Origin of the sequence: Jeotgalibacillus campisalis (assembly GCF_000829515.1) — a bacterium.
Lineage (GTDB): Bacteria > Bacillota > Bacilli > Bacillales > Jeotgalibacillaceae > Jeotgalibacillus > Jeotgalibacillus campisalis.
Genome location: NZ_JXRR01000001.1, coordinates 121,794 through 139,504 on the forward strand (window position 1 = coordinate 121,794; position 17,711 = coordinate 139,504).

Here is a 17,711-nt window from a genome sequence, read left to right on the forward strand (position 1 = left end):
TAATCTGTCTTTAGTGAAATACAAAAAAACTTCATCCGGCAGGAAGAAGTTTTTTAACGTCTGCTTCTATCCTATCTTTCAGGAGATTTCTCCTGCTGGATGTAGCACCTTTCTGACATGACGTCAGCGGTTGCCGGGCTTCATAGGGCCAATCCCTCCGCCTCTCTTGATAAGAGTATATTCACTTTATTACGTTAATCCTATAACATTACTTGGTTATTCGTCAAGTCTTTCGAAACTCTAAATTTGTTTCGAGTCTGAAAAAAGTCAAACAAAAAACGGCTTCATCATTCGCCGTTTTTCATCCGATTCTTCTGGTCTCATACACGGGCTATAAGTCTGTTTTTTCCTCACTGCCTTCAACCATTCGTTTATCAATTTTCACTTTGGTTATCTTGTTTTTTTCCATTTGCATAACGGTGAACCTAAGATGCTGATAATCGAATTCTTCTCCCTCTTCTGGAAGATGGCCAAATTCTTTCAGGACAAATCCTGCCAGTACATCCTGTTCTTCAGGAAGTTTCAGCTTGAATACATCGTTTAAGCGGTGGATTGCCAGTTTTCCGTGGCAGATAATATGTTTGTCTGTCAGTTCATCAATCCAGACCTCTTCTTCATCATCATTTTCATCGGAGATTTCCTGACCAATCATTGCCTCGATAATATCTTCATGTGTAATGATGCCAAGTGTTCCGCCATATTCATCTAATACAATGGCAAAATGCTTCTTCGCTTGAAGCATGCGCTTAAAAATTCGTTCTATAGAGGTTGACTCTACTGTAAATAAAGGATCATCATCTATGAATTCACTAAATGGAAGATCCGGATTCATTGACCATTCGATTACTTGCTTTGAATGAAAAACACCAATGATATTATCCATATTTTCTTTATATACAGGATAGCGTGTATACGGATTATCCACTACATAATTCCTTGCTTCTTCATACGTAAAATCAGACGGCATTCCTACAATATCTACACGCGGTGTCTTCATTGCATCGCCGACATCCTTATGTTGAAAGTCCAGCACACCCTTAATGCGCAGAGATTCATCATTCAAAAAGGTGCCTTCTGTAGAAGCGATATCCACCATAGTCCGCAATTCTTCCTTAGTAATCGTCGCTTCCTTTATATGACCTTTTGAAAGGATGCGGATCACAATATTGGTCAGCTGTGACAGTAAAAACGTGATAGGACTTAGGATCACCATTAAAAAGCGAATCACCGGGCTTACGATGAACGCAATTCGGTCAGCGAACGTTGCGGCAATCGTTTTTGGAATGACCTCAGCAAAAATAATGATGGTAACAGTCAAAATCCCTGTCGCAATACCTATTGAAAAACCATATCTTAATGCCACAATGGTGACTAGCGTTGGCATCATAATGTTTGCAATATTATTTCCTATCAGAATAGTGGTAATCATCTTGTCCGGCTTTGATACAGTATTTAATAATTTCTCAGCAGCTATTTCGCCTTTTTCTGCCCGGGTCTGCACCTTCATTTTATTAACGGCGGTAAGTGCTGTTTCACTGCCTGAAAGAAAGAATGATACAAAGAGCAAAAGAGCTATGGCTATAAATTCCAACGAGATTCCTCCTGATTAACTTCAACAATTTATTATGTAATAGCGTATACTAATCCAGGCATAATTTCCACTCGCAGTTTTTAAAGGGTCAGATTTTTTAAATAGGCAGCACTTTTGATAATGGCATGTGTAAAATAAAGGAAGGTTACTTAAATGGAGAAATTGATTGGAAGAGTCATACAGTGGAGACTGAAAGCTAAGGTTATGTAAATGATTGGTTTTATGAGAGCTACTTTTACATAATACCTAAAACAACGAAAGCCCTACCTCTCTTTCGTCCTTACGGCTCCTCGACCGTGCCAGTGTGAATCAGACATTACTTGGGTATGGATGGATCCATACATAAGTTCATTATCTGGATGTTGGTCTGAAAGGGTTCATGCAACGTGAACCGATAAGAAGTAAAACATGGAATGGTCCTTTGATACGCAGAAAATAGTGGATGCCTGTTCAAGTGCAGGGTTACACTCCGGCATTCTTTGAGGGTTATAATCTATTTTGGTGTCAAACGATTTTTACTGCTCAGTTAGTCCGCTTCATAATACGGATATAGTCAATCAGGCCTTAAAGTCCAGACCTATATAAAAATTCATAGCGAGCAAGCTGGTGAGGACAGCTGCTCATTCTTTTCACTCCCATAAAACAATCATTCTTCATAATATACTATATATCTACTTCTGTCAAGGAAACCTGGATTAAGAGGAACCAACATGGCGAATGATTTATCTGCATACTTCTTAACCAATCACGAACGACATCTAAACGAACTTTCTGAGTGGCTGTCGATCCCAAGCATCAGTTCCTTATCCGCACATAAAAAAGATACTGTCAAGGGAGCGGAATGGATTGTCCGTGAGCTGAAAAGAATCGGAATGGAAAAGGTTGAGGTTTACCCTACTCAAGGCCACCCAGTCGTTTATGCAGAACGGCTGCACGCTAAAGAAAAGCCGACTGTGCTTGTCTACGGACATTATGACGTACAACCCGTTGATCCGCTGCACCTCTGGGAATCCGACCCATTTAAACCTGCTATACGTGATAATAAAATCTACGCCAGAGGAGCTACAGATGATAAAGGACAGACTTTTATGCACTTGAAGGTCGTTGAAGCTTTATTAAAAGAGCATGGAGAGCTCCCTGTTAATATTAAGTTTTTAATCGAAGGCGAAGAAGAAATCGGCAGTATTAATCTTCCTGAATTTGTTGAAAAAAACCAGGAGCTTTTATTTACGGACGTAATCGTCATATCGGATACCGGGATGCAGGAAAAAGGGCAGCCTGCCTTATGCTACGGTCTTCGGGGTCTTGCGGGTTTGCAAATAGATGTAAAAGGGGCAAAAGGGGATCTTCATTCAGGACAATTTGGCGGAGCGGTGCAAAACGCCCTGCACGCCCTCGTTCATTTACTGGATTCATTTCGTAATGAAGATGGTGTGATTCAGGTCGAACGCTTTTACGATAAAGTTAAAGACTTAGAGGATGAAGAAAAAAAAGTCCATGATTCACTTCAATTCAGTGATAAAGAGTTAAAAAAAGAGCTTGAAGTAAACGATTTAGCAGGAGAAAAAGGATTTTCCACCCTTGAGCGGATGTGGGTAAGACCAACCCTCGAAATTAATGGAATGTGGGGCGGTTATCAAGGAGAAGGCCTTAAAACTGTATTGCCTAATGAAGCGCATGCCAAGATCACTTGCCGGCTGGTACCAGACCAGGATCCTGATGAAATCATTCGGCTATTAACCGCTCATATAGAAGCCCATACTCCTGCAGGCGTGACGGTCGCTGTGACTGTATATGATAAGGGTGCTCCTTATGTGGCGCCTTACGATCATCCAGCGATCCAGGCGGCTGGACGTTCATATGAGAAAATTTACGATGTGCCTGTCCAGTATATACGCAGAGGCGGAACGATCCCCATCGTCGCAGAATTTGATCAGATTCTAAAAAAACCGGTTGTCCTTATGGGCTTCGGACTGCCGGGAGAAAACTTCCATGCACCAAATGAACATTTTCATCTTGAAAATTTTGATTACGGTTTAAGAGTCATCACTGATTATTTACAGGAGCTGCCTAAAGCACTTGAAAAAAGCAACGATTTAACTCAAAAATTATAGTGGTCTTACCCTAAAACTAAAACAAAAAGCCGCTCCCCATTCTGCCTTAATAGAACGAGGGGCGGCTATTTGTCATTAAAATCCACTCTATGAAATGTTCAATTCTCATCTGTCCGTCAAAATACAGCGCGGACTCAAGAAATTTTATTCTTATTACGTTCTCATTAGCCTGCTGGTCGCAATTATTCGGTACAGATCACTAACTGGTTTATTTTCCCGTTCCCAGTCCCCGGTTATAATACCTGGTATTTCAAATGTCTTTTCCATTTTAATCATCAGATCTGCGTATAAGTCATCCAACTGGTCACCAGTTTGAGTTTGTGTTTGAAGTGTTTCAAATTCGTTCAATAATGATTCAATAGACATGCTTATTGTTCCTTTCCTTCTTTTCCTGTTTAGCGTGAAGCAGTACTAATTTGCACCTTGTAACTATTCCCCTATAGCATTCCATTCGAAACCACTGGCGGCACATTTACTTTCCCACTATCTTTATCGAGGTGACGAAAGCTCAATGATGTCGCCCCAAGTGTTTTTCCCGCGCTCTTTTATGCGTTCGCCAAGCTCACAAAATAAGTATGCAGCTGTCAAGGCATCTCCTGTCGCTGTATGCCTGTCATACCTGTTCCTTTTCATTTACGACCACAAGGTGGCGGAGATCCGGCTGCTGCTGAAAATCGATTCTATTAAGGAACTTCCATTTATTCCTTAGACTGTTTTATGTGGTAAAATTATTCTTCATTAATGTCACATTCTCATTTTTCATTCATATAGTAGGAGTAATTGCTATGTAAGGGGTGTTTAAAATGAATGGACAGTCACCACAATCAATTCAATTCACTACGCTTTATGATCCATACGTCTATCAAACATTAAGTACGATTATTGGAACAAATATTGTCGTTCAGACCACTCAGAATTCCGTGCAAGGAAAGCTTACGACTGTAATGCCAGACCATATCGTTGTAGAAATTAATCAAACACCTTTCTTTATCCGCACGCAGCAAATCATCTGGGTTTCTCCTTCTTAAAAAAACCCCTCTTTTTCATATCCTCTGCTAGGTGAACATACACATAGCAGGAGGAATATGCAAAGGAGGGTTTTATTGTGTTCAAGCGAGTAAATAAACTGCTGATTGAGCTGCCAGCTCCTGAATACGGAGACGCCAATGCGGCTGCTGCTGTACAGGAATTGCTGGGTGGAAAATTCGGAGAAATGTCTACACTTAATAATTATATGTACCAATCCTTTAACTTCAGACAAAAAGGAAAACTGAAACCCTTTTATGATATTGTGGCGAGCATTACAGCAGAGGAATTTGGCCATGTAGAGCTTGTCAGCAACACGATTAACCTTCTGCAAAAAGGATCCTCCTTCACAGCTGAACCGGATCTGACACCTCTCCAAAACGGCAAAGATATGCGCAATACCTATGCCTTTATTGCCACAGCTCAGACATCTCTGGCAGGAGATTCGATGGGGAATCCATGGAGAGGTGATTATGTTTTTTCAAGCGGAAACCTTGTATTAGACCTAATGCATAACTTTTTTCTTGAAATCGGTGCCCGTACACATAAGATGAGGGTTTACGAAATGACTGATCACCCGACAGCGAGGGAAATGATCGGCTATCTTTTGGTTCGCGGCGGGGTTCACGTCCTTGCTTACGCTAAAGCGCTTGAAATTGCGACAGGCGTGGATTTGACCAAAATGCTTCCAATACCGAGCCTGGATAACCGGGTATTTGATCATGCGAGAAAATACGAAGATCAAGGTGTGGGAAATGTTTTATTTACATGGAGTGATGGGGACTACCAGGATATACGTGCCATATGGAAGGGAACAAACCCAAGCAACGGACAGCCGCTGGTCGTACAGGAAGGCACCCCGGAAGGAGCACCTATTCCAGATCTTGACGATCTGCCAGAAGAATTTGCCCCGGGAATTGGCAAGGATGAATACGAGCAAATCTTAAAAAGACTAAGAGCAAATATGTAGCTGCCTGCCCTTGAAATACCTGCTTCCAATGAACTGTGGTATCATTAAACAAACGTTTAATGGAGAGTGGGAAAGTCATGAATGGACAGCAGCGAAGCACGATTACACCGGGGATTGAAGTTGACATTGTCCTGAAGCAGGATCAGCGTTCGGGAAAGTTAACGAGAGGGATTGTGAAGGATTTACTTACTAAATCTCCCTCTCACCCCCATGGCATAAAAGTTCGTTTAACAGACGGCCAGGTTGGACGAGTTAAAAATATTATTACCTAAGAGCCAACAGAAACATAATTAAAACAAAGCTACATTTTTTTAAGTGGACAGGTCAAAAAGAAGCATGGACAGAACTGTGAAAGATGTTTAATTTGAGTTCTTTTTAATAGTTAATTTGAGGTGAACGGAGCGGAAGGTGGCGACTGCAGGATATGACGGCAAGCTGGGACTTTACAGGGCAAGGCCCTGAAAAGTCTCAAGCTCCCGTCCCTGCGGAATGCGTCCGCCTGAAGCGCAGCGAACCGGTTTGAAGAGGTTGAGACATATTGTCCCGACCCCTTTTTGCTTTTTTACAAGTGAAAACGTAAAGTCCCTGCATCAAGTTGAAATTCTCCATTCAAGCGGTAATAGCTCCTGATATAGAGGGGATTGAAAACGGTCATCAATCAGCAGCAGAATTCCCTCATCTTCCTCAGTCCGTATTAACCGTCCGCCTGCCTGCAAAACTTTGTTTATCCCTGGATAGACATAAGCATAATGATAGCCATTTAAGTCTTGGCTTTGAAAAAAGTTCTTCATTTGATTCCGCTCAGGATTAATTTGAGGAATCCCTGCACCTATGACTGCCACTCCTTTTAACTGGTCTCCAGGAAGGTCCACTCCCTCTGAAAAAACACCTCCCATTACAGCAAAAGCCAATACACGTTTTTCTCCCGCGAAAGCAGCTAGAAACTGCTCCCGTTGCTGTTCATCCATCATTTTTGACTGAACGAGTAAATCAGCTTCATTGTGATTAAATAATGAAGAAAAACGTTCCACAGCCATTTCCATATACTGATAGGATGGGAAATAAGCGATGAAATTCCCTTCTGCATCTTCGAACCCTTTGTGTAATGCCCCTAGAATCGAATCAAGCGTGCGTTCGCGATCACGATACTTTGTAGAAATCGCATAGGTGCGCACCTCAATCTGTTCTTTTTTAAAAGGGCTGGGAATGGCCAATCCATAATCGTTTTCATCTCCCCCAAGCATGCTTTTCACATACTGTGCTGGAGCAAATGTAGCAGAGAAAAACACTGTTCCGCGATAGCTTTTCGTTGATTCTTTCACAAAAAGAGAAGGATCCATGCAGACAATTTTAATCCAGATGTTACTGCCTTTTTTTTCAATCAGAAAATAAAATCGTTCATCCATCGATTCAATGACATGAAGCATTCGTTGAGCGGCAAAATATAAATCAATCGTATCTTTCTCTGTTTCTCCTTCTTGAATCCTTTCCTCCGCTGCTTCATAAAAAGCTAGCAGATCCTCCGTCCATTCACGGGGAGATTCCTTTAGAATATGAAAATTTTGTTCACCGCACAATTTCTTAAGATCAAGGCAGGTCTTATTTATCTTTTTTGCTGCTTTTTTCACTGAAGGAGATCCGTCCATTTTACTTAGCGCAAGAAAAGTGGATTTTTGGATCATGGCAGAATACATCTCACGCGCCCGGTCAACCAAATTATGAGCTTCGTCTACTAATAAAACCGTTGAACGCTTTTGTTCCCCCATCAATCGCTTTCTTGCCACTCTGGGGTCAAAGACGTAATTATAATCACCAATCATTGCATCTGTCAGGTACGAAAGATCCATTGAGAATTCAAATGGGCAGACACGATGCTTTAACGCATAGCGCTCCACAACAGACCGGTTGATCATATATTCATTTCCCAACATGTCCAGTACGGCCTCATTAATCCGGTCAAAATGTCCGTCCGCGAACTCACAGTATTCCTTTTGACATATCGTTTTTTCCTTAAAGCAAATCTTATCTTTTGCGGTTAGGGATACAGCTGACAGCTTCAGTCCTTTTTCATGCATATCAGCCAGCGCTTCTTCTGCAGCAGCCCGAGTAATGGTTTTTGCTGTAGAGTAAATAAGCTGATTCGCCTTGCCTTCCCCTATTGTTTTAATCGCTGGAAACAAGGTTGAGATGGTTTTCCCAATTCCGGTAGGTGCCTGTGCAAACAATTTGCCTTTTTCGCTGATTGTTTGATAAACAGCACCAGCAAACTTCCTTTGCCCCTCACGAAAATGGCTGTAAGGAAAGCTCAACTCCTGGATGGACTCGTTTCGTTTTTCTTGAAGGTCATTGATCAATTCAGCGAACGGAGCATAGACACGCACCATTTGCTCCACTTGTTCTTTTAAGAAAAAGGCTGAGTAATGTTGAAGAAATCGCTTTTCTTCTTTTGTTACGTTTTGCACGTATGTGACCTGAATTCCGATTTCATCAAGTCCTTCTTTCTCAGTAACCATCCATGCATATACCATCCCTTGTGCTAGATGAACGGCAGAAGGTTCTGAAATGGTATGGAGGAGACGGGAGGTCGATTTAATTTCGTCAATCACCGGCTTTTCTTCTAGTAAAAGCAGACCGTCGCATCGTCCTTCAAGCTGGTACGTTTGTCCATCGAGCTCTATTTTACCTTCTAAAGAAACTTCCTTCTGATCCTGTTCCTTGTACTTTTTTTGAACAGCCTGATGGTTTCTTGTCCCTTCTATCATGGCCGTTGAGCTGCCGATTCTGGCATCAATACTCCCGCTTCTATGCACATATTCAGCAAGCCGTCTTGCAGAAATCCTCGTTACTTCCGCCATGGCAACCCTTCCTGTTCTATTTAGCATTCGGTATTGCTTTTGATCCAGCTATGAGCGCTAGGCCCTCGAGGTTGTAAGCACGGTGCAAATCCGCCCAAAACCAGGCGGATTATTCACCGCGTCTTACACTTGTCGGGCCTGGACGAGCGCTTTGCACTTTTTATTGAATCCAGTTCCAAGCGCTAGGCCCTCGAGGTTGTAAGGCACGGTGCAAATCCGCCCAAAACCAGGCGGATTGTTCACCGCGTCTTACACTTGTCCGGCCTGGACGAGCGCTTTGCACTTTTTATTGAATCCAGTTCCAAGCGCTAGGCCCTCGAGGTTGTAAGCACGGTGCAAATCCGCCCAAAACCAGGCGGATTATTCACCGCGTCTTACACTTGTCGGGCCTGGACGAGCGCTTTGCACTTTTTATTTTAAAAAGCTGCTCACTTTGTGATGTGAGCAGCTGTTCGTCGTCCTTACTTTCTTTTTACAACGAGCACCTTCAGGTAATCTCCTTCAGGAAAAGAAGAAGAAACCGTAAAGTCCTCAGGCAGAGTGAAGGTTTCAATGATTTCATACTTTAATCCTTTTTCCTTGAATGCTTCATCAATAAAACGCTGAAATTTCTTCATATTAAATGAAGCTGCATTGGTGGAGGCGACAATGATTCCTTTGTCTTCCGTAATATCAATGGCTTGCTTCATCAGGTTTTTGTAGTCTTTTGCCGCACTGAATATATTTTTCTTCGAGCGTGCGAAGCTTGGCGGGTCCATGACAACAAGATCGAATTTGATTTCATTTTTCACAGCGTAATTAAAATAGCGGAACACATCTCGCACCAAGATATCTTGAGCTTCATAGTCAATGCCGTTCATGCTGAACTGTTCAATTGTCTTAGCTACACTGCGATTAGCTAAATCCACACTGGTTGTTTTTACGGCGCCGCCCAATGAAGCAAATACTGAAAATGCCCCTGTATAGGAAAAGGTGTTTAAAACATTTTTCCCTTCTGAATACTTGTCCCGTATTGCTTTTCTAACATCACGCTGATCAAGAAACACTCCAACCATCGCGCCATCATTTAAATGAACAGCAAATTGAGCACCATTTTCTTTAACGATAAGAGGAAAAGACGGGCGTTCACCTTTTACAAAATCATCATCTTCTACATACTGACCCTTTGTATCAAACCGTTTTTTCTCATAGATGCTCTTGAACGTGACCAATTCTTCAAACGCTTGTAAAATTTCTTCGCGCAGCAAATAAATCCCTTCACTGTACCATGTAAATAAATAATGATTATCGAAATAGTCGATCGTCAGCCCGCCGATTCCGTCGCCTTCGCCATTAAAGACGCGAAACGCGGTTGTTTGGGTTTTATTAAACCATTTTTTCCTTCTTCCAAGCGCTGCGCGGATTCTATTAACAAAAAGACGGTAGCCGATTTCTTCCTCCGCATCCCATGTGATCAACCAGCCGATGCCTTTGTTTTGTTTTCCGATATATCCTCTGGCAATAAATTGATTTCGATCGTCAACTGCTGTGAGAATTTCGCCTTCCTGCCCAACTTGATCTGGACTTTCAAGCATTTCAGCTGTCAGCAGTGGATAGCCGTTTTTTACTTTATCTGCAAATTTATTTTTGATTCTAACTTTCGTCATGTATCTTACTCTCCTCAGTTGCTTCGAATGATCTTTAAAGGATCTTCTGCACTCTCTTCATCATAACGGAGGTGGTTGGCACACACAAATATTCTTTTAACAGATTGAGTTTATCCCACCCCTCTGTTAAACCGTTTCTGCTTCAATAAATTTCTTTAACTTCTGCAAATGAAACAATTCCTCTTTTGAGATCATACGTACAATCATTCCTCTAAACAAACTTCTGGCAAAACCGGATGTTTTCACCTTTCCATCAAAAGTGACAAACGTTCCGTCCCCCTGTTGTGTAAAGGTATAGCGAAATTCAATTTCAACTCCATTTTGACTGCTTGATACTGCATATGAGGCATTTGGCACATGCTCGATTACTTCCAGGACAGATTGTACCCGTCTTCCTCCAAGGTTTCGTATTTCATTATATTTTGTTCCTTTGCCAACTGGACCATCTGTTATTTTTGCCACTTCTTCCACCTGATCCATTATCTGAGGTGATTGCTCCATGTTTGTTGTGATGGTAAAAACCTCTTCAAGCGGGCGTTCTATTAGGATTGTTTGATTTAGTGCCCCCATATAAATTCCCCTCCGTTAACATCTTTTTATTTTATTCTTACCATAGTATCGTTCTTCTCTTTCTTGAAAAAGCTATTAACAGTGATGATAAATGGGCCTGGATTCCAACTCCTGACCTATTGAATATACATTACATTTTCGTTACAATTATAAGTATAATATTTCATTTTAGTTTCTAAAACTGGAAAGGATGTTTCCTCCCAAATGAAGAAAATGTTTCAAATCATACTTGCTTCTGCTATTTTACTTGTCCTAATGGGCATGGTTCGCAGTGAATATCGATATAATCAGGTGCAAATTCAGCAAACGATGGAACGGATTGACCCTTCACACAATGAAGATATCTCCTACCTTGAATTTTTAACGTATCGTGTTATGAAAAATGGTTCAGCACGAGTAGCTACTTTAGGCAGCAGCGTTACTAAAGGTGTAGGTGCAAGCTCTCCCGACTTTTCCTGGCGCGCACTGATGCAGCAGGAAATTCGCGGTGCCAGCCGCCCGCTTCGCCATGTAACTGTTTCAAATCACGGGCATTCCGGCTATACCTCGGTCATGCTGCTAAATCACGACGTTCTATCTAAGGTGTATAGCACCCGCCCTGACTTAATTATCCTGGAAACATCGGTGATTAACAATTACCGGCGTTCTGTTACCCTTGATGATACCAAAAAATCGATTGAGCAGCTGTACCGCACGTTTAAAAAAGAACTGCCCGGTGTAGAAATATTATTCATATCACCAAATCCTATTTTAAAAGAAAATTTGGATCCAAGCGGGTTAAATCAATTGGGCCATACATTTGAAGAATATGTAGATTTTACTCAGGAAATCATTCTCGCCAATGGATGGAATTATTTTGACACCCATGGCCATATGCTTGCTCAGATGGATGCAGGAAACATTAAAAAGGAAGATATTCTTAATGACATGATCCATCCGAATGATCTCGGTTACAGCATTTGGCATCAGGAAATTTATTATAATGCACTTGCGCAGCCAAACTTTGGGCAAAAATAACGAAAAAAAAGACCGGGGTAAAAATAAGGCAGTGTATATGATTAATATGTGGTGATCGGAGCGGATGGTGGCGACTCCTGCAAGAGATAACGGTGCTTGAGCCTTTACAGGGAAAGGCCCTGAAAAGGCTCAAGCAACCGCCCCTGCGGAAAGCATCTACCTAAAGCGAAGTGAACCGTCAAAGGCTTGAGACAGACATTTGTCCCAGGCTTTTTTTGTTCTTATAAGTTATGTTCCAACCTGTAATTCACAGTACATTCGCAACAAGGAACGTAATTAAAATAGGAGCGATCCACAAAATTGGGATCGTATTAATAAGAATCATCTTCTTTAGTTTACGTTTACGGTAAGCAGACCAGCTCAACACGATAACCGCAAGGAGAACAACCGGATAGGCACCAGCAATATATTCTGCTGCAGCTGAAAGAAATGGCGACTGGCTTTGCTCAGACCTGATAACAGTCAGGCCGAAAAACGTGAACCAAATTGGCAAAAACAAGACATAAAATAACTGACTTGCCCAAATCAAAATAATAAGACTGCGATTTTTCATCATTCATTAACCCTCTGTATTTTTTATTTTCTTACAGCAAATAAGAGAAGAAAGTCTCCGTACCCCTCTTTCTCAAGCTCCTTTTTTGGGATAAACCTTAAAGCAGCTGAGTTGATGCAATACCTCAGCCCAGATCCCGGACCATCTTCAAACACATGCCCCAAATGAGAATCAGCTTCACGGCTCCTTATTTCTTTGCGGGTATGACGGGTGGAAACATCCCACACTTCCCTCACCATGGAATCAGTAATAGGTTTTGTAAAGGATGGCCATCCGCATCCCGCATCATATTGATTCCGGGAGCTAAAGAGCGGTTCGCCTGAAACAATATCGACATATATTCCTTCATCCGTATTGTCCCAGTATTCGTTCTCATAGGGAGGCTCTGTGCCGTTTTCCTGTGTCACATAAAACTGCCTGGCTGTAAGTGTTTCTTTTAAGTGAGACCGGTCTTTGGGCCAATACGTGCGGGCAAAATCTTCTCGACCGGATCCTTTATAATATAAGGCATATCGAAAAGGGTTCTTCTGGTCAAAATCCTGATGAAATTCCTCTGCCGGATAAAAAGGGGGTGCCTCTTTTATTTGCGTTACAAGCGGTTTTTGAAAACGCCTGCTTGCCTCTAATTCTTTCAGTGAGGCTTGGGCCATTTTTTTCTGCTCAGCTGTATACGTGAAAATGATAGACTGGTACGCCGTTCCCCTGTCACTAAATTGTCCTTGACCATCTGTTGGATCTGTCAGCGTCCAATAGATACTGAGAAGTTCTTCATAAGAAATAATCGAAGGATCGAACAGCACATGGACCGCTTCGACATGACCAGTTTCTCCCGTTCTAACAGCAGAATAAACTGCCTCTACTTCGCTGCCGCCAGTATATCCAGAGATAATTTTCACAATTCCTTCTCTTTCATCAAAAGGGCGCACCATGCACCAAAAACATCCTCCAGCAAACATGGCCTGTTCCATAGTTTTCCCTCCTGCTGCATACCAATTTCCTTCATCATATAATCTTTTTCACATCCAACCAACTAAACAGCCTGCTGGCACTACATCTCTTCAGGCGCCTGAATTCCCAACAGTCTTAGACTTTCTTTTAACACAATTGTTATGGACTCTAATAGCAGCAGCCGTTGTGCTTTCACTTCTTCATCTAATTCGTTTAATATATGAGTGTGCGCATAGTACTGATTAAAAAGCTGGGCCAGATCGATCGCATATTTTGCGATTTTAGACGGATCCCATTCTGCAAACGCCTCCTCAATGACTTCTTCAAATGCACTGATTTTCATTACAATAGCACGCTCTTCCTCTCCAAACGAAGCAGGAGCAACCTTACTATTACTGAATGAGCTATCTTTTACTGCTGCTTTTCGAAGAATTGAACATGCTCTTGCATGGGCGTATTGCACGTATGGCCCTGTCTCACCCTCAAATCTCAGCATATCCTTCAGTTCAAAGTGAACGTCATTTTGCCGAAACACTTTTAAATCGTGAAACATGATGGCACCAATTCCCACTGCTTCTGCTACCTGCTGTTTTTCCTTCAAATTCGGATTCTTTTCTTCAATTGCTTCAGCTGCAAGTGCGGTGGATTGTTCGAGTACTTTTTCTAGTAAGACAATCTTCCCTTTTCTAGTAGACATTTTTTTGCCGTCCTTTAACATCATGCCAAATGAAATATGCACCAGATCCTCTGCCCACAAAATATTAAGTTTTTTCAAAATCGCTTTCAGCTGTTTAAAATGAAGCGACTGCTCATTTCCAACAACGTACAGGGACTTTTCAAAAGAATATTCTCTTTTCCGATAAAAAGCTGCGGCCAAATCTCTTGTTGCATATAATGTGGCACCGTCTCTTTTTTGAATCAGACAAGGCGGCAGTCCTTCATCATCCAGACGCACGACTCTTGCCCCTTCTGACTCTTCAATCAGGCCTTCGTCTTCGAGCATAGCAATTACATCATTCATTTTATCGTTATAGAAGGCTTCTCCATTGAAAGAATCAAACGAAATATTTAACTTTTCATACACTGCTGAAAACGCCTCAAGTGAAACTTTCCGAAACCATTCCCACAGCCTAACAGCCTCCTCGTCTCCATCCTCAAGCCGCTTAAACCATACACGTGCTTCATCGTCTAATGACGGGTTGAGCTCGGCTTGTTCATGAAAGTATACGTATAATTTGTGCAGCTCTGCGATTGGGGATGTTTTCACTTGCTCTTCGCTTCCCCATTTTTGATACGCTGTAATCAGTTTGCCAAACTGTGTTCCCCAGTCGCCGATATGGTTAATCCGAATCACTTTATAGCCCAATTTTTCTGTCACATTAGCGAGCGCATTTCCAATTACGGTAGAACGCAGATGCCCCATTGAAAAAGGCTTGGCGATATTCGGAGACGATAAATCGATTGAGATGGATTTCCCTTTACCAAGATCTTTTTGCCCATAACCCGCTCTTTTATCAATGACTTCCTTGAGCACTTTCGCTGAATAAAGTGGTAGGTCAAGATAAAAGTTTAAATAGCCTCCAACAGCTTCTGTTCGCTCTACCTCTTTTAACTTAAATGTCTGTGCTATTTCAGCGGCGATTAGATTCGGTGCTTTCTTGAATTCTTTAGCCAGCCGAAAGCATGGAAAGGCAAAATCCCCCATGGTTGAAAATTTAGGCTTCTCGATCCAGCTTTCTATTTCAATTTGTGAAAAATCGACACCTGCTGCTATCTTTATTTGTTCAGCGATTCTTGATTTCATGGTCAATCCTCCTTTTTATTAATCAAAAAAAGCATTCGCCTCCTGCTAATGCAGGAGACGAATGCTGATTATCCGCGGTACCACTCCAATTGAATACTCAAGAATGGAGTATTCCAACTTATGCTGTTAACGGACGCATGGATCCGGTTTTGCCTACTCCATTCAACAAAACATCTCACAGATGCGCTTTCAGGATTCATGACTGCACCGGACTCCCACCTCCTCCGGCTCGCTAAAGCACTGCATGCCCTTACTTCTTCTGCTCATCGACTTCAACCTTATTGTTGACTAATTATACAAAGACGCTTCAAAAAACTCAAGTAGTCTTTTTCCATATTTCAACTGGTCTTCACTTTACCATACTAAAGGGGGACTTCCATCCTTCACTTCATTCCATGTAATTTGTACCCCATCCAATAACAAACCATAGCAGAGAGCAGTGTTTTTTCGTTTAATGTAAGTGATTCATTCACTTTTACCAGTTCGTAGCCTGCACTATTTTGAAACTGAGCTGAAAGGGCATAGTCGAAATATCCGAATCGGTAAGAGGCGATAAAGCGCCCATCTGTATCTACCAGATGGAAATCTCCTGCTATAGAAGACATACTTACCTCCACCCATACACTTCCATCCGGTTTTTTTAAGACTCCCTTGTTTTTCCCAGTCGAATTTACACGCTGTTCTTCATAGAATCCTGCTGGCTCACCATAGCGATTATTTACTTCAAGGGTGACCTTTCCTTTTATGGGTACCTTTTGAATACCTGCGACCGGCTCATCCCGCGAGTCAAAAATACCTTTTGTGGAAGTGAAAAACCCTTCTGCCCAAGCGATGAAAACAGTCACACCTCTTAGCCAGCGAGGCAAATTGACCGATTTATAGACCCCTATGTATTCTCCTCTATTATTGAGGATCATCACTTCAGCGCCACCCGCTCCTTCTTTCATAAAGATCCATTCCGATTCCTTCAGCATGTCTTTTTGCTCCGTTTTTTCGGCTTCTTTTCTGCGCTCATTGTTTTTGTACTGAGAGGAAAAGTAGAAATATGGAGCGAGTAATGCCATCAGAATAGGAAGAGCCGCATTCAACATCAAAGATAACCCCAGGATATAGGAAGCCGCGAAAAGTATTATCCCTCCACCTAATCCACTAATAAGGGAAATCCGTACAAGCCTCTTGCTTATTTCTTTCACTTTAATCACCTCTATTTGTCTCTTCTTGTTTCTACGATCGAGATGATCAATGGTTTCTTCATTTTGAAATACGAATGCGAAAACTATTTTATATTACATGATTTTGAAATATATTTTACCCATGTGTTTAAGAGTTGTATCATGGTGGTATACACGAAATATATGAAAAACCTCCCGCCACAGCCATGACGGAAGGTTAAACTACTTCACTTTTTGTCGATTTTTGGATAAGCACTCGCCAATTGAGTTTGTAATGTAGCTGTCAGTGTTTTTCGAGTAAACGGCTTGGCAGCTGCATTTCTTTTCGAATCTTTTTTAAGGCCTGCAATTTCTAAATTCATAATGAGCTCGTTCTCGGTTTCATCAAGATAAATTACAGGGCATTGTGAATACTCTCTTATTTGCCGGTACCAATAGTATCCATCAAAAAAAGGAAGATTAACATTTAAAAGAACCAAATCCGGTTTTTCTTCGATAAAACGCTCCAGAATCCGTTCAAAATCAGTCACTGGAATCGGTTCGTATCCGATCACTTTTACTTGTTCTGTCAAATCTGTTCGAAGGTCAGCGTTGTCTTCAACAATCATTATCTTTTGCATGAACATTCCTCCTTACCCAATCTTACCCCCATTGAGCACCCTTCAAAGGAACAGGAAACTCTACTACTAGCCTTTTATCTCTCTATTTAATCCTATGCTTCATTTATTGGTCAGTTGTTCCTACTGCACAAATCGATCTATTCATTGTCTCATAGTAGCTTGCTAATGTAAAAAAATAAGCAGCTGCTCCGTTTTCAAAACGTCTATATCCGAAAAAATCCCTATTGATTAAGAGGCTCTTTTTTTGCTATTACAAAGCATGATATTCAAGGAATTCAATTCGATTCCCAAACGGATCTTCAACAAATAAACGGTCCCGTCCAGCGATTGGCTCTTCTTCATCAATCGTATAGGAAGCGCCTTCTAGATGAATACGCAAATCATTAAGCCCCGTCACCACAAGAGCAGGGTGTGCTTTTTTGGGTGCTGAGAAGGGCTCCAATGATCCAATATGGATCTCCTGCGGACCGCATGCAAACCAGCACCCCCCACGACCGCGCAAATTTTCCGGCTTGGGTATTTCCCTAAGACCTAAAACGCCGGAATAAAAATCCCTTGCTTTTTCTTCATGGCCTTCAGGTGCAACTAATTGAACATGGTCGATCCCCTGAAATGAAAAGCTCATCTTCACACCTCATTTTCCATTTATTTTAATTCCAAATATTTTTGAATAAATGAAGCCGGATGTTCTTTTACCTTGTATGGAAACAAGCCTTTTATTGTATGAATATACAACAACCCATAACTCTGAAGGCTGGACTTGTAAGAGACATCTAAAATTTCAGTCAGAAAAAATTGTTTTTCATGGTCACTGATTCGGTTTTC

At 41.6% G+C, this 17,711-nt stretch carries 16 protein-coding genes, 1 riboswitch and 1 other annotated feature; of the genes, 5 read left to right on the forward strand and 11 right to left on the reverse strand.

Annotated elements, in window-relative coordinates:
- Nucleotides 1-68: 68 nt before the first annotated feature.
- A riboswitch (SAM riboswitch) is annotated at nucleotides 69-176 on the reverse strand.
- Between the two features lie 155 nt (nucleotides 177-331).
- Nucleotides 332-1,591: a hemolysin family protein gene (locus KR50_RS00585; RefSeq protein ID WP_041053573.1), complete on the reverse strand. Its 1,260-nt coding sequence runs from the start codon at nucleotides 1,589-1,591 to the stop codon at nucleotides 332-334.
- Nucleotides 1,592-2,301: 710 nt separating this feature from the next.
- Between KR50_RS00585 and KR50_RS00590 the strand changes: the two genes are divergently transcribed.
- Nucleotides 2,302-3,705 carry a dipeptidase gene (locus tag KR50_RS00590; RefSeq protein ID WP_041053574.1) on the forward strand — a complete coding sequence of 468 codons (1,404 nt, stop codon included), beginning with the start codon at nucleotides 2,302-2,304 and terminating at the stop codon, nucleotides 3,703-3,705.
- Between the two features lie 153 nt (nucleotides 3,706-3,858).
- Here KR50_RS00590 and KR50_RS00595 read toward each other — a convergent pair whose 3' ends face one another.
- On the reverse strand, nucleotides 3,859-4,071 hold the full coding sequence (locus tag KR50_RS00595; RefSeq protein ID WP_041053577.1) for a hypothetical protein: 213 nt from the start codon (nucleotides 4,069-4,071) through the stop codon (nucleotides 3,859-3,861).
- 437 nt (nucleotides 4,072-4,508) lie between these two features.
- Here KR50_RS00595 and KR50_RS00600 point away from each other — a divergent pair, with 437 nt between their 5' ends.
- The 3 genes from KR50_RS00600 to KR50_RS00610 all read left to right on the forward strand — a co-directional run bounded on the left by KR50_RS00600 (nucleotide 4,509) and on the right by KR50_RS00610 (nucleotide 5,973).
- Nucleotides 4,509-4,733: a YuzF family protein gene (locus KR50_RS00600; RefSeq protein WP_052476619.1), complete on the forward strand. Its 225-nt coding sequence runs from the start codon at nucleotides 4,509-4,511 to the stop codon at nucleotides 4,731-4,733.
- A gap of 77 nt (nucleotides 4,734-4,810) precedes the next feature.
- On the forward strand, nucleotides 4,811-5,701 hold the full coding sequence (locus KR50_RS00605) for a manganese catalase family protein (RefSeq protein ID WP_041053578.1): 891 nt from the start codon (nucleotides 4,811-4,813) through the stop codon (nucleotides 5,699-5,701).
- A 77-nt stretch (nucleotides 5,702-5,778) separates the two neighbouring features.
- The gene (locus KR50_RS00610; protein WP_041053580.1) at nucleotides 5,779-5,973 is read left to right on the forward strand and encodes a YwbE family protein; all 195 of its coding nucleotides are present in this window, start codon (nucleotides 5,779-5,781) and stop codon (nucleotides 5,971-5,973) included.
- 318 nt (nucleotides 5,974-6,291) lie between these two features.
- On the opposite strand, the gene KR50_RS00615 is transcribed toward KR50_RS00610, so the two are convergent.
- The 3 genes from KR50_RS00615 to KR50_RS00625 form a co-directional block, all read right to left on the reverse strand.
- Nucleotides 6,292-8,556 (reverse strand): helicase C-terminal domain-containing protein, encoded by a 2,265-nt coding sequence (locus tag KR50_RS00615; RefSeq protein ID WP_041053582.1) that lies wholly within the window; start codon nucleotides 8,554-8,556, stop codon nucleotides 6,292-6,294.
- A 461-nt stretch (nucleotides 8,557-9,017) separates the two neighbouring features.
- Entirely contained in the window at nucleotides 9,018-10,202 is a 1,185-nt protein-coding gene (locus KR50_RS00620; protein WP_041053584.1) for a class I SAM-dependent rRNA methyltransferase, read from the reverse strand.
- A 126-nt stretch (nucleotides 10,203-10,328) separates the two neighbouring features.
- The gene (locus KR50_RS00625; RefSeq protein WP_041053585.1) at nucleotides 10,329-10,772 is read right to left on the reverse strand and encodes an SRPBCC family protein; all 444 of its coding nucleotides are present in this window, start codon (nucleotides 10,770-10,772) and stop codon (nucleotides 10,329-10,331) included.
- 204 nt (nucleotides 10,773-10,976) lie between these two features.
- Between KR50_RS00625 and KR50_RS00630 the strand changes: the two genes are divergently transcribed.
- Nucleotides 10,977-11,789, forward strand: a complete 813-nt coding sequence (locus KR50_RS00630; protein WP_041053587.1) for an SGNH/GDSL hydrolase family protein — start codon at nucleotides 10,977-10,979, stop codon at nucleotides 11,787-11,789.
- Nucleotides 11,790-12,036: 247 nt separating this feature from the next.
- Here the strand turns inward: KR50_RS00630 and KR50_RS00635 are convergent, their stop codons facing one another.
- The 6 genes from KR50_RS00635 to KR50_RS00660 all read right to left on the reverse strand — a co-directional run bounded on the left by KR50_RS00635 (nucleotide 12,037) and on the right by KR50_RS00660 (nucleotide 17,511).
- Nucleotides 12,037-12,345: a hypothetical protein gene (locus tag KR50_RS00635; protein ID WP_041053589.1), complete on the reverse strand. Its 309-nt coding sequence runs from the start codon at nucleotides 12,343-12,345 to the stop codon at nucleotides 12,037-12,039.
- A 20-nt stretch (nucleotides 12,346-12,365) separates the two neighbouring features.
- Nucleotides 12,366-13,310, reverse strand: coding sequence for a peptide-methionine (R)-S-oxide reductase MsrB (msrB, locus tag KR50_RS00640; RefSeq protein ID WP_041053590.1), 945 nt, complete (start codon nucleotides 13,308-13,310; stop codon nucleotides 12,366-12,368).
- Nucleotides 13,311-13,390: 80 nt separating this feature from the next.
- Nucleotides 13,391-15,100 carry an arginine--tRNA ligase gene (gene argS, locus KR50_RS00645; RefSeq protein ID WP_041053593.1) on the reverse strand — a complete coding sequence of 570 codons (1,710 nt, stop codon included), beginning with the start codon at nucleotides 15,098-15,100 and terminating at the stop codon, nucleotides 13,391-13,393.
- A gap of 44 nt (nucleotides 15,101-15,144) precedes the next feature.
- Nucleotides 15,145-15,370: a binding site (T-box leader), on the reverse strand.
- Nucleotides 15,371-15,477: 107 nt separating this feature from the next.
- Complete coding sequence (locus KR50_RS00650) at nucleotides 15,478-16,185, reverse strand: hypothetical protein (RefSeq protein WP_156969428.1); 708 nt, start codon at nucleotides 16,183-16,185, stop codon at nucleotides 15,478-15,480.
- A gap of 308 nt (nucleotides 16,186-16,493) precedes the next feature.
- A complete protein-coding gene (locus KR50_RS00655; RefSeq protein WP_041054416.1) occupies nucleotides 16,494-16,886 on the reverse strand; it encodes a response regulator in 393 nt (130 codons plus the stop codon).
- Nucleotides 16,887-17,136: 250 nt separating this feature from the next.
- Nucleotides 17,137-17,511 (reverse strand): VOC family protein, encoded by a 375-nt coding sequence (locus KR50_RS00660; protein WP_041053600.1) that lies wholly within the window; start codon nucleotides 17,509-17,511, stop codon nucleotides 17,137-17,139.
- Between the last annotated feature and the right edge of the window lie 200 nt (nucleotides 17,512-17,711).

Excerpts from the sequence above, each read along its gene's own strand:
- KR50_RS00590 (WP_041053574.1), top strand. The coding sequence starts at position 2,302 with ATGGCGAATGATTTATCTGCATACTTCTTAACCAATCACGAACGACAT.
- KR50_RS00595 (WP_041053577.1), bottom strand. The coding sequence starts at position 4,071 with ATGTCTATTGAATCATTATTGAACGAATTTGAAACACTTCAAACACAA.
- KR50_RS00600 (WP_052476619.1), top strand. The coding sequence starts at position 4,509 with ATGAATGGACAGTCACCACAATCAATTCAATTCACTACGCTTTATGAT.
- KR50_RS00610 (WP_041053580.1), top strand. The coding sequence starts at position 5,779 with ATGAATGGACAGCAGCGAAGCACGATTACACCGGGGATTGAAGTTGAC.
- KR50_RS00615 (WP_041053582.1), bottom strand. The coding sequence starts at position 8,556 with ATGGCGGAAGTAACGAGGATTTCTGCAAGACGGCTTGCTGAATATGTG.
- KR50_RS00620 (WP_041053584.1), bottom strand. The coding sequence starts at position 10,202 with ATGACGAAAGTTAGAATCAAAAATAAATTTGCAGATAAAGTAAAAAAC.
- KR50_RS00625 (WP_041053585.1), bottom strand. The coding sequence starts at position 10,772 with ATGGGGGCACTAAATCAAACAATCCTAATAGAACGCCCGCTTGAAGAG.
- KR50_RS00630 (WP_041053587.1), top strand. The coding sequence starts at position 10,977 with ATGAAGAAAATGTTTCAAATCATACTTGCTTCTGCTATTTTACTTGTC.
- KR50_RS00635 (WP_041053589.1), bottom strand. The coding sequence starts at position 12,345 with ATGATGAAAAATCGCAGTCTTATTATTTTGATTTGGGCAAGTCAGTTA.
- msrB (WP_041053590.1), bottom strand. The coding sequence starts at position 13,310 with ATGGAACAGGCCATGTTTGCTGGAGGATGTTTTTGGTGCATGGTGCGC.
- KR50_RS00650 (WP_156969428.1), bottom strand. The coding sequence starts at position 16,185 with ATGTTGAATGCGGCTCTTCCTATTCTGATGGCATTACTCGCTCCATAT.
- KR50_RS00655 (WP_041054416.1), bottom strand. The coding sequence starts at position 16,886 with ATGCAAAAGATAATGATTGTTGAAGACAACGCTGACCTTCGAACAGAT.
- KR50_RS00660 (WP_041053600.1), bottom strand. The coding sequence starts at position 17,511 with ATGAGCTTTTCATTTCAGGGGATCGACCATGTTCAATTAGTTGCACCT.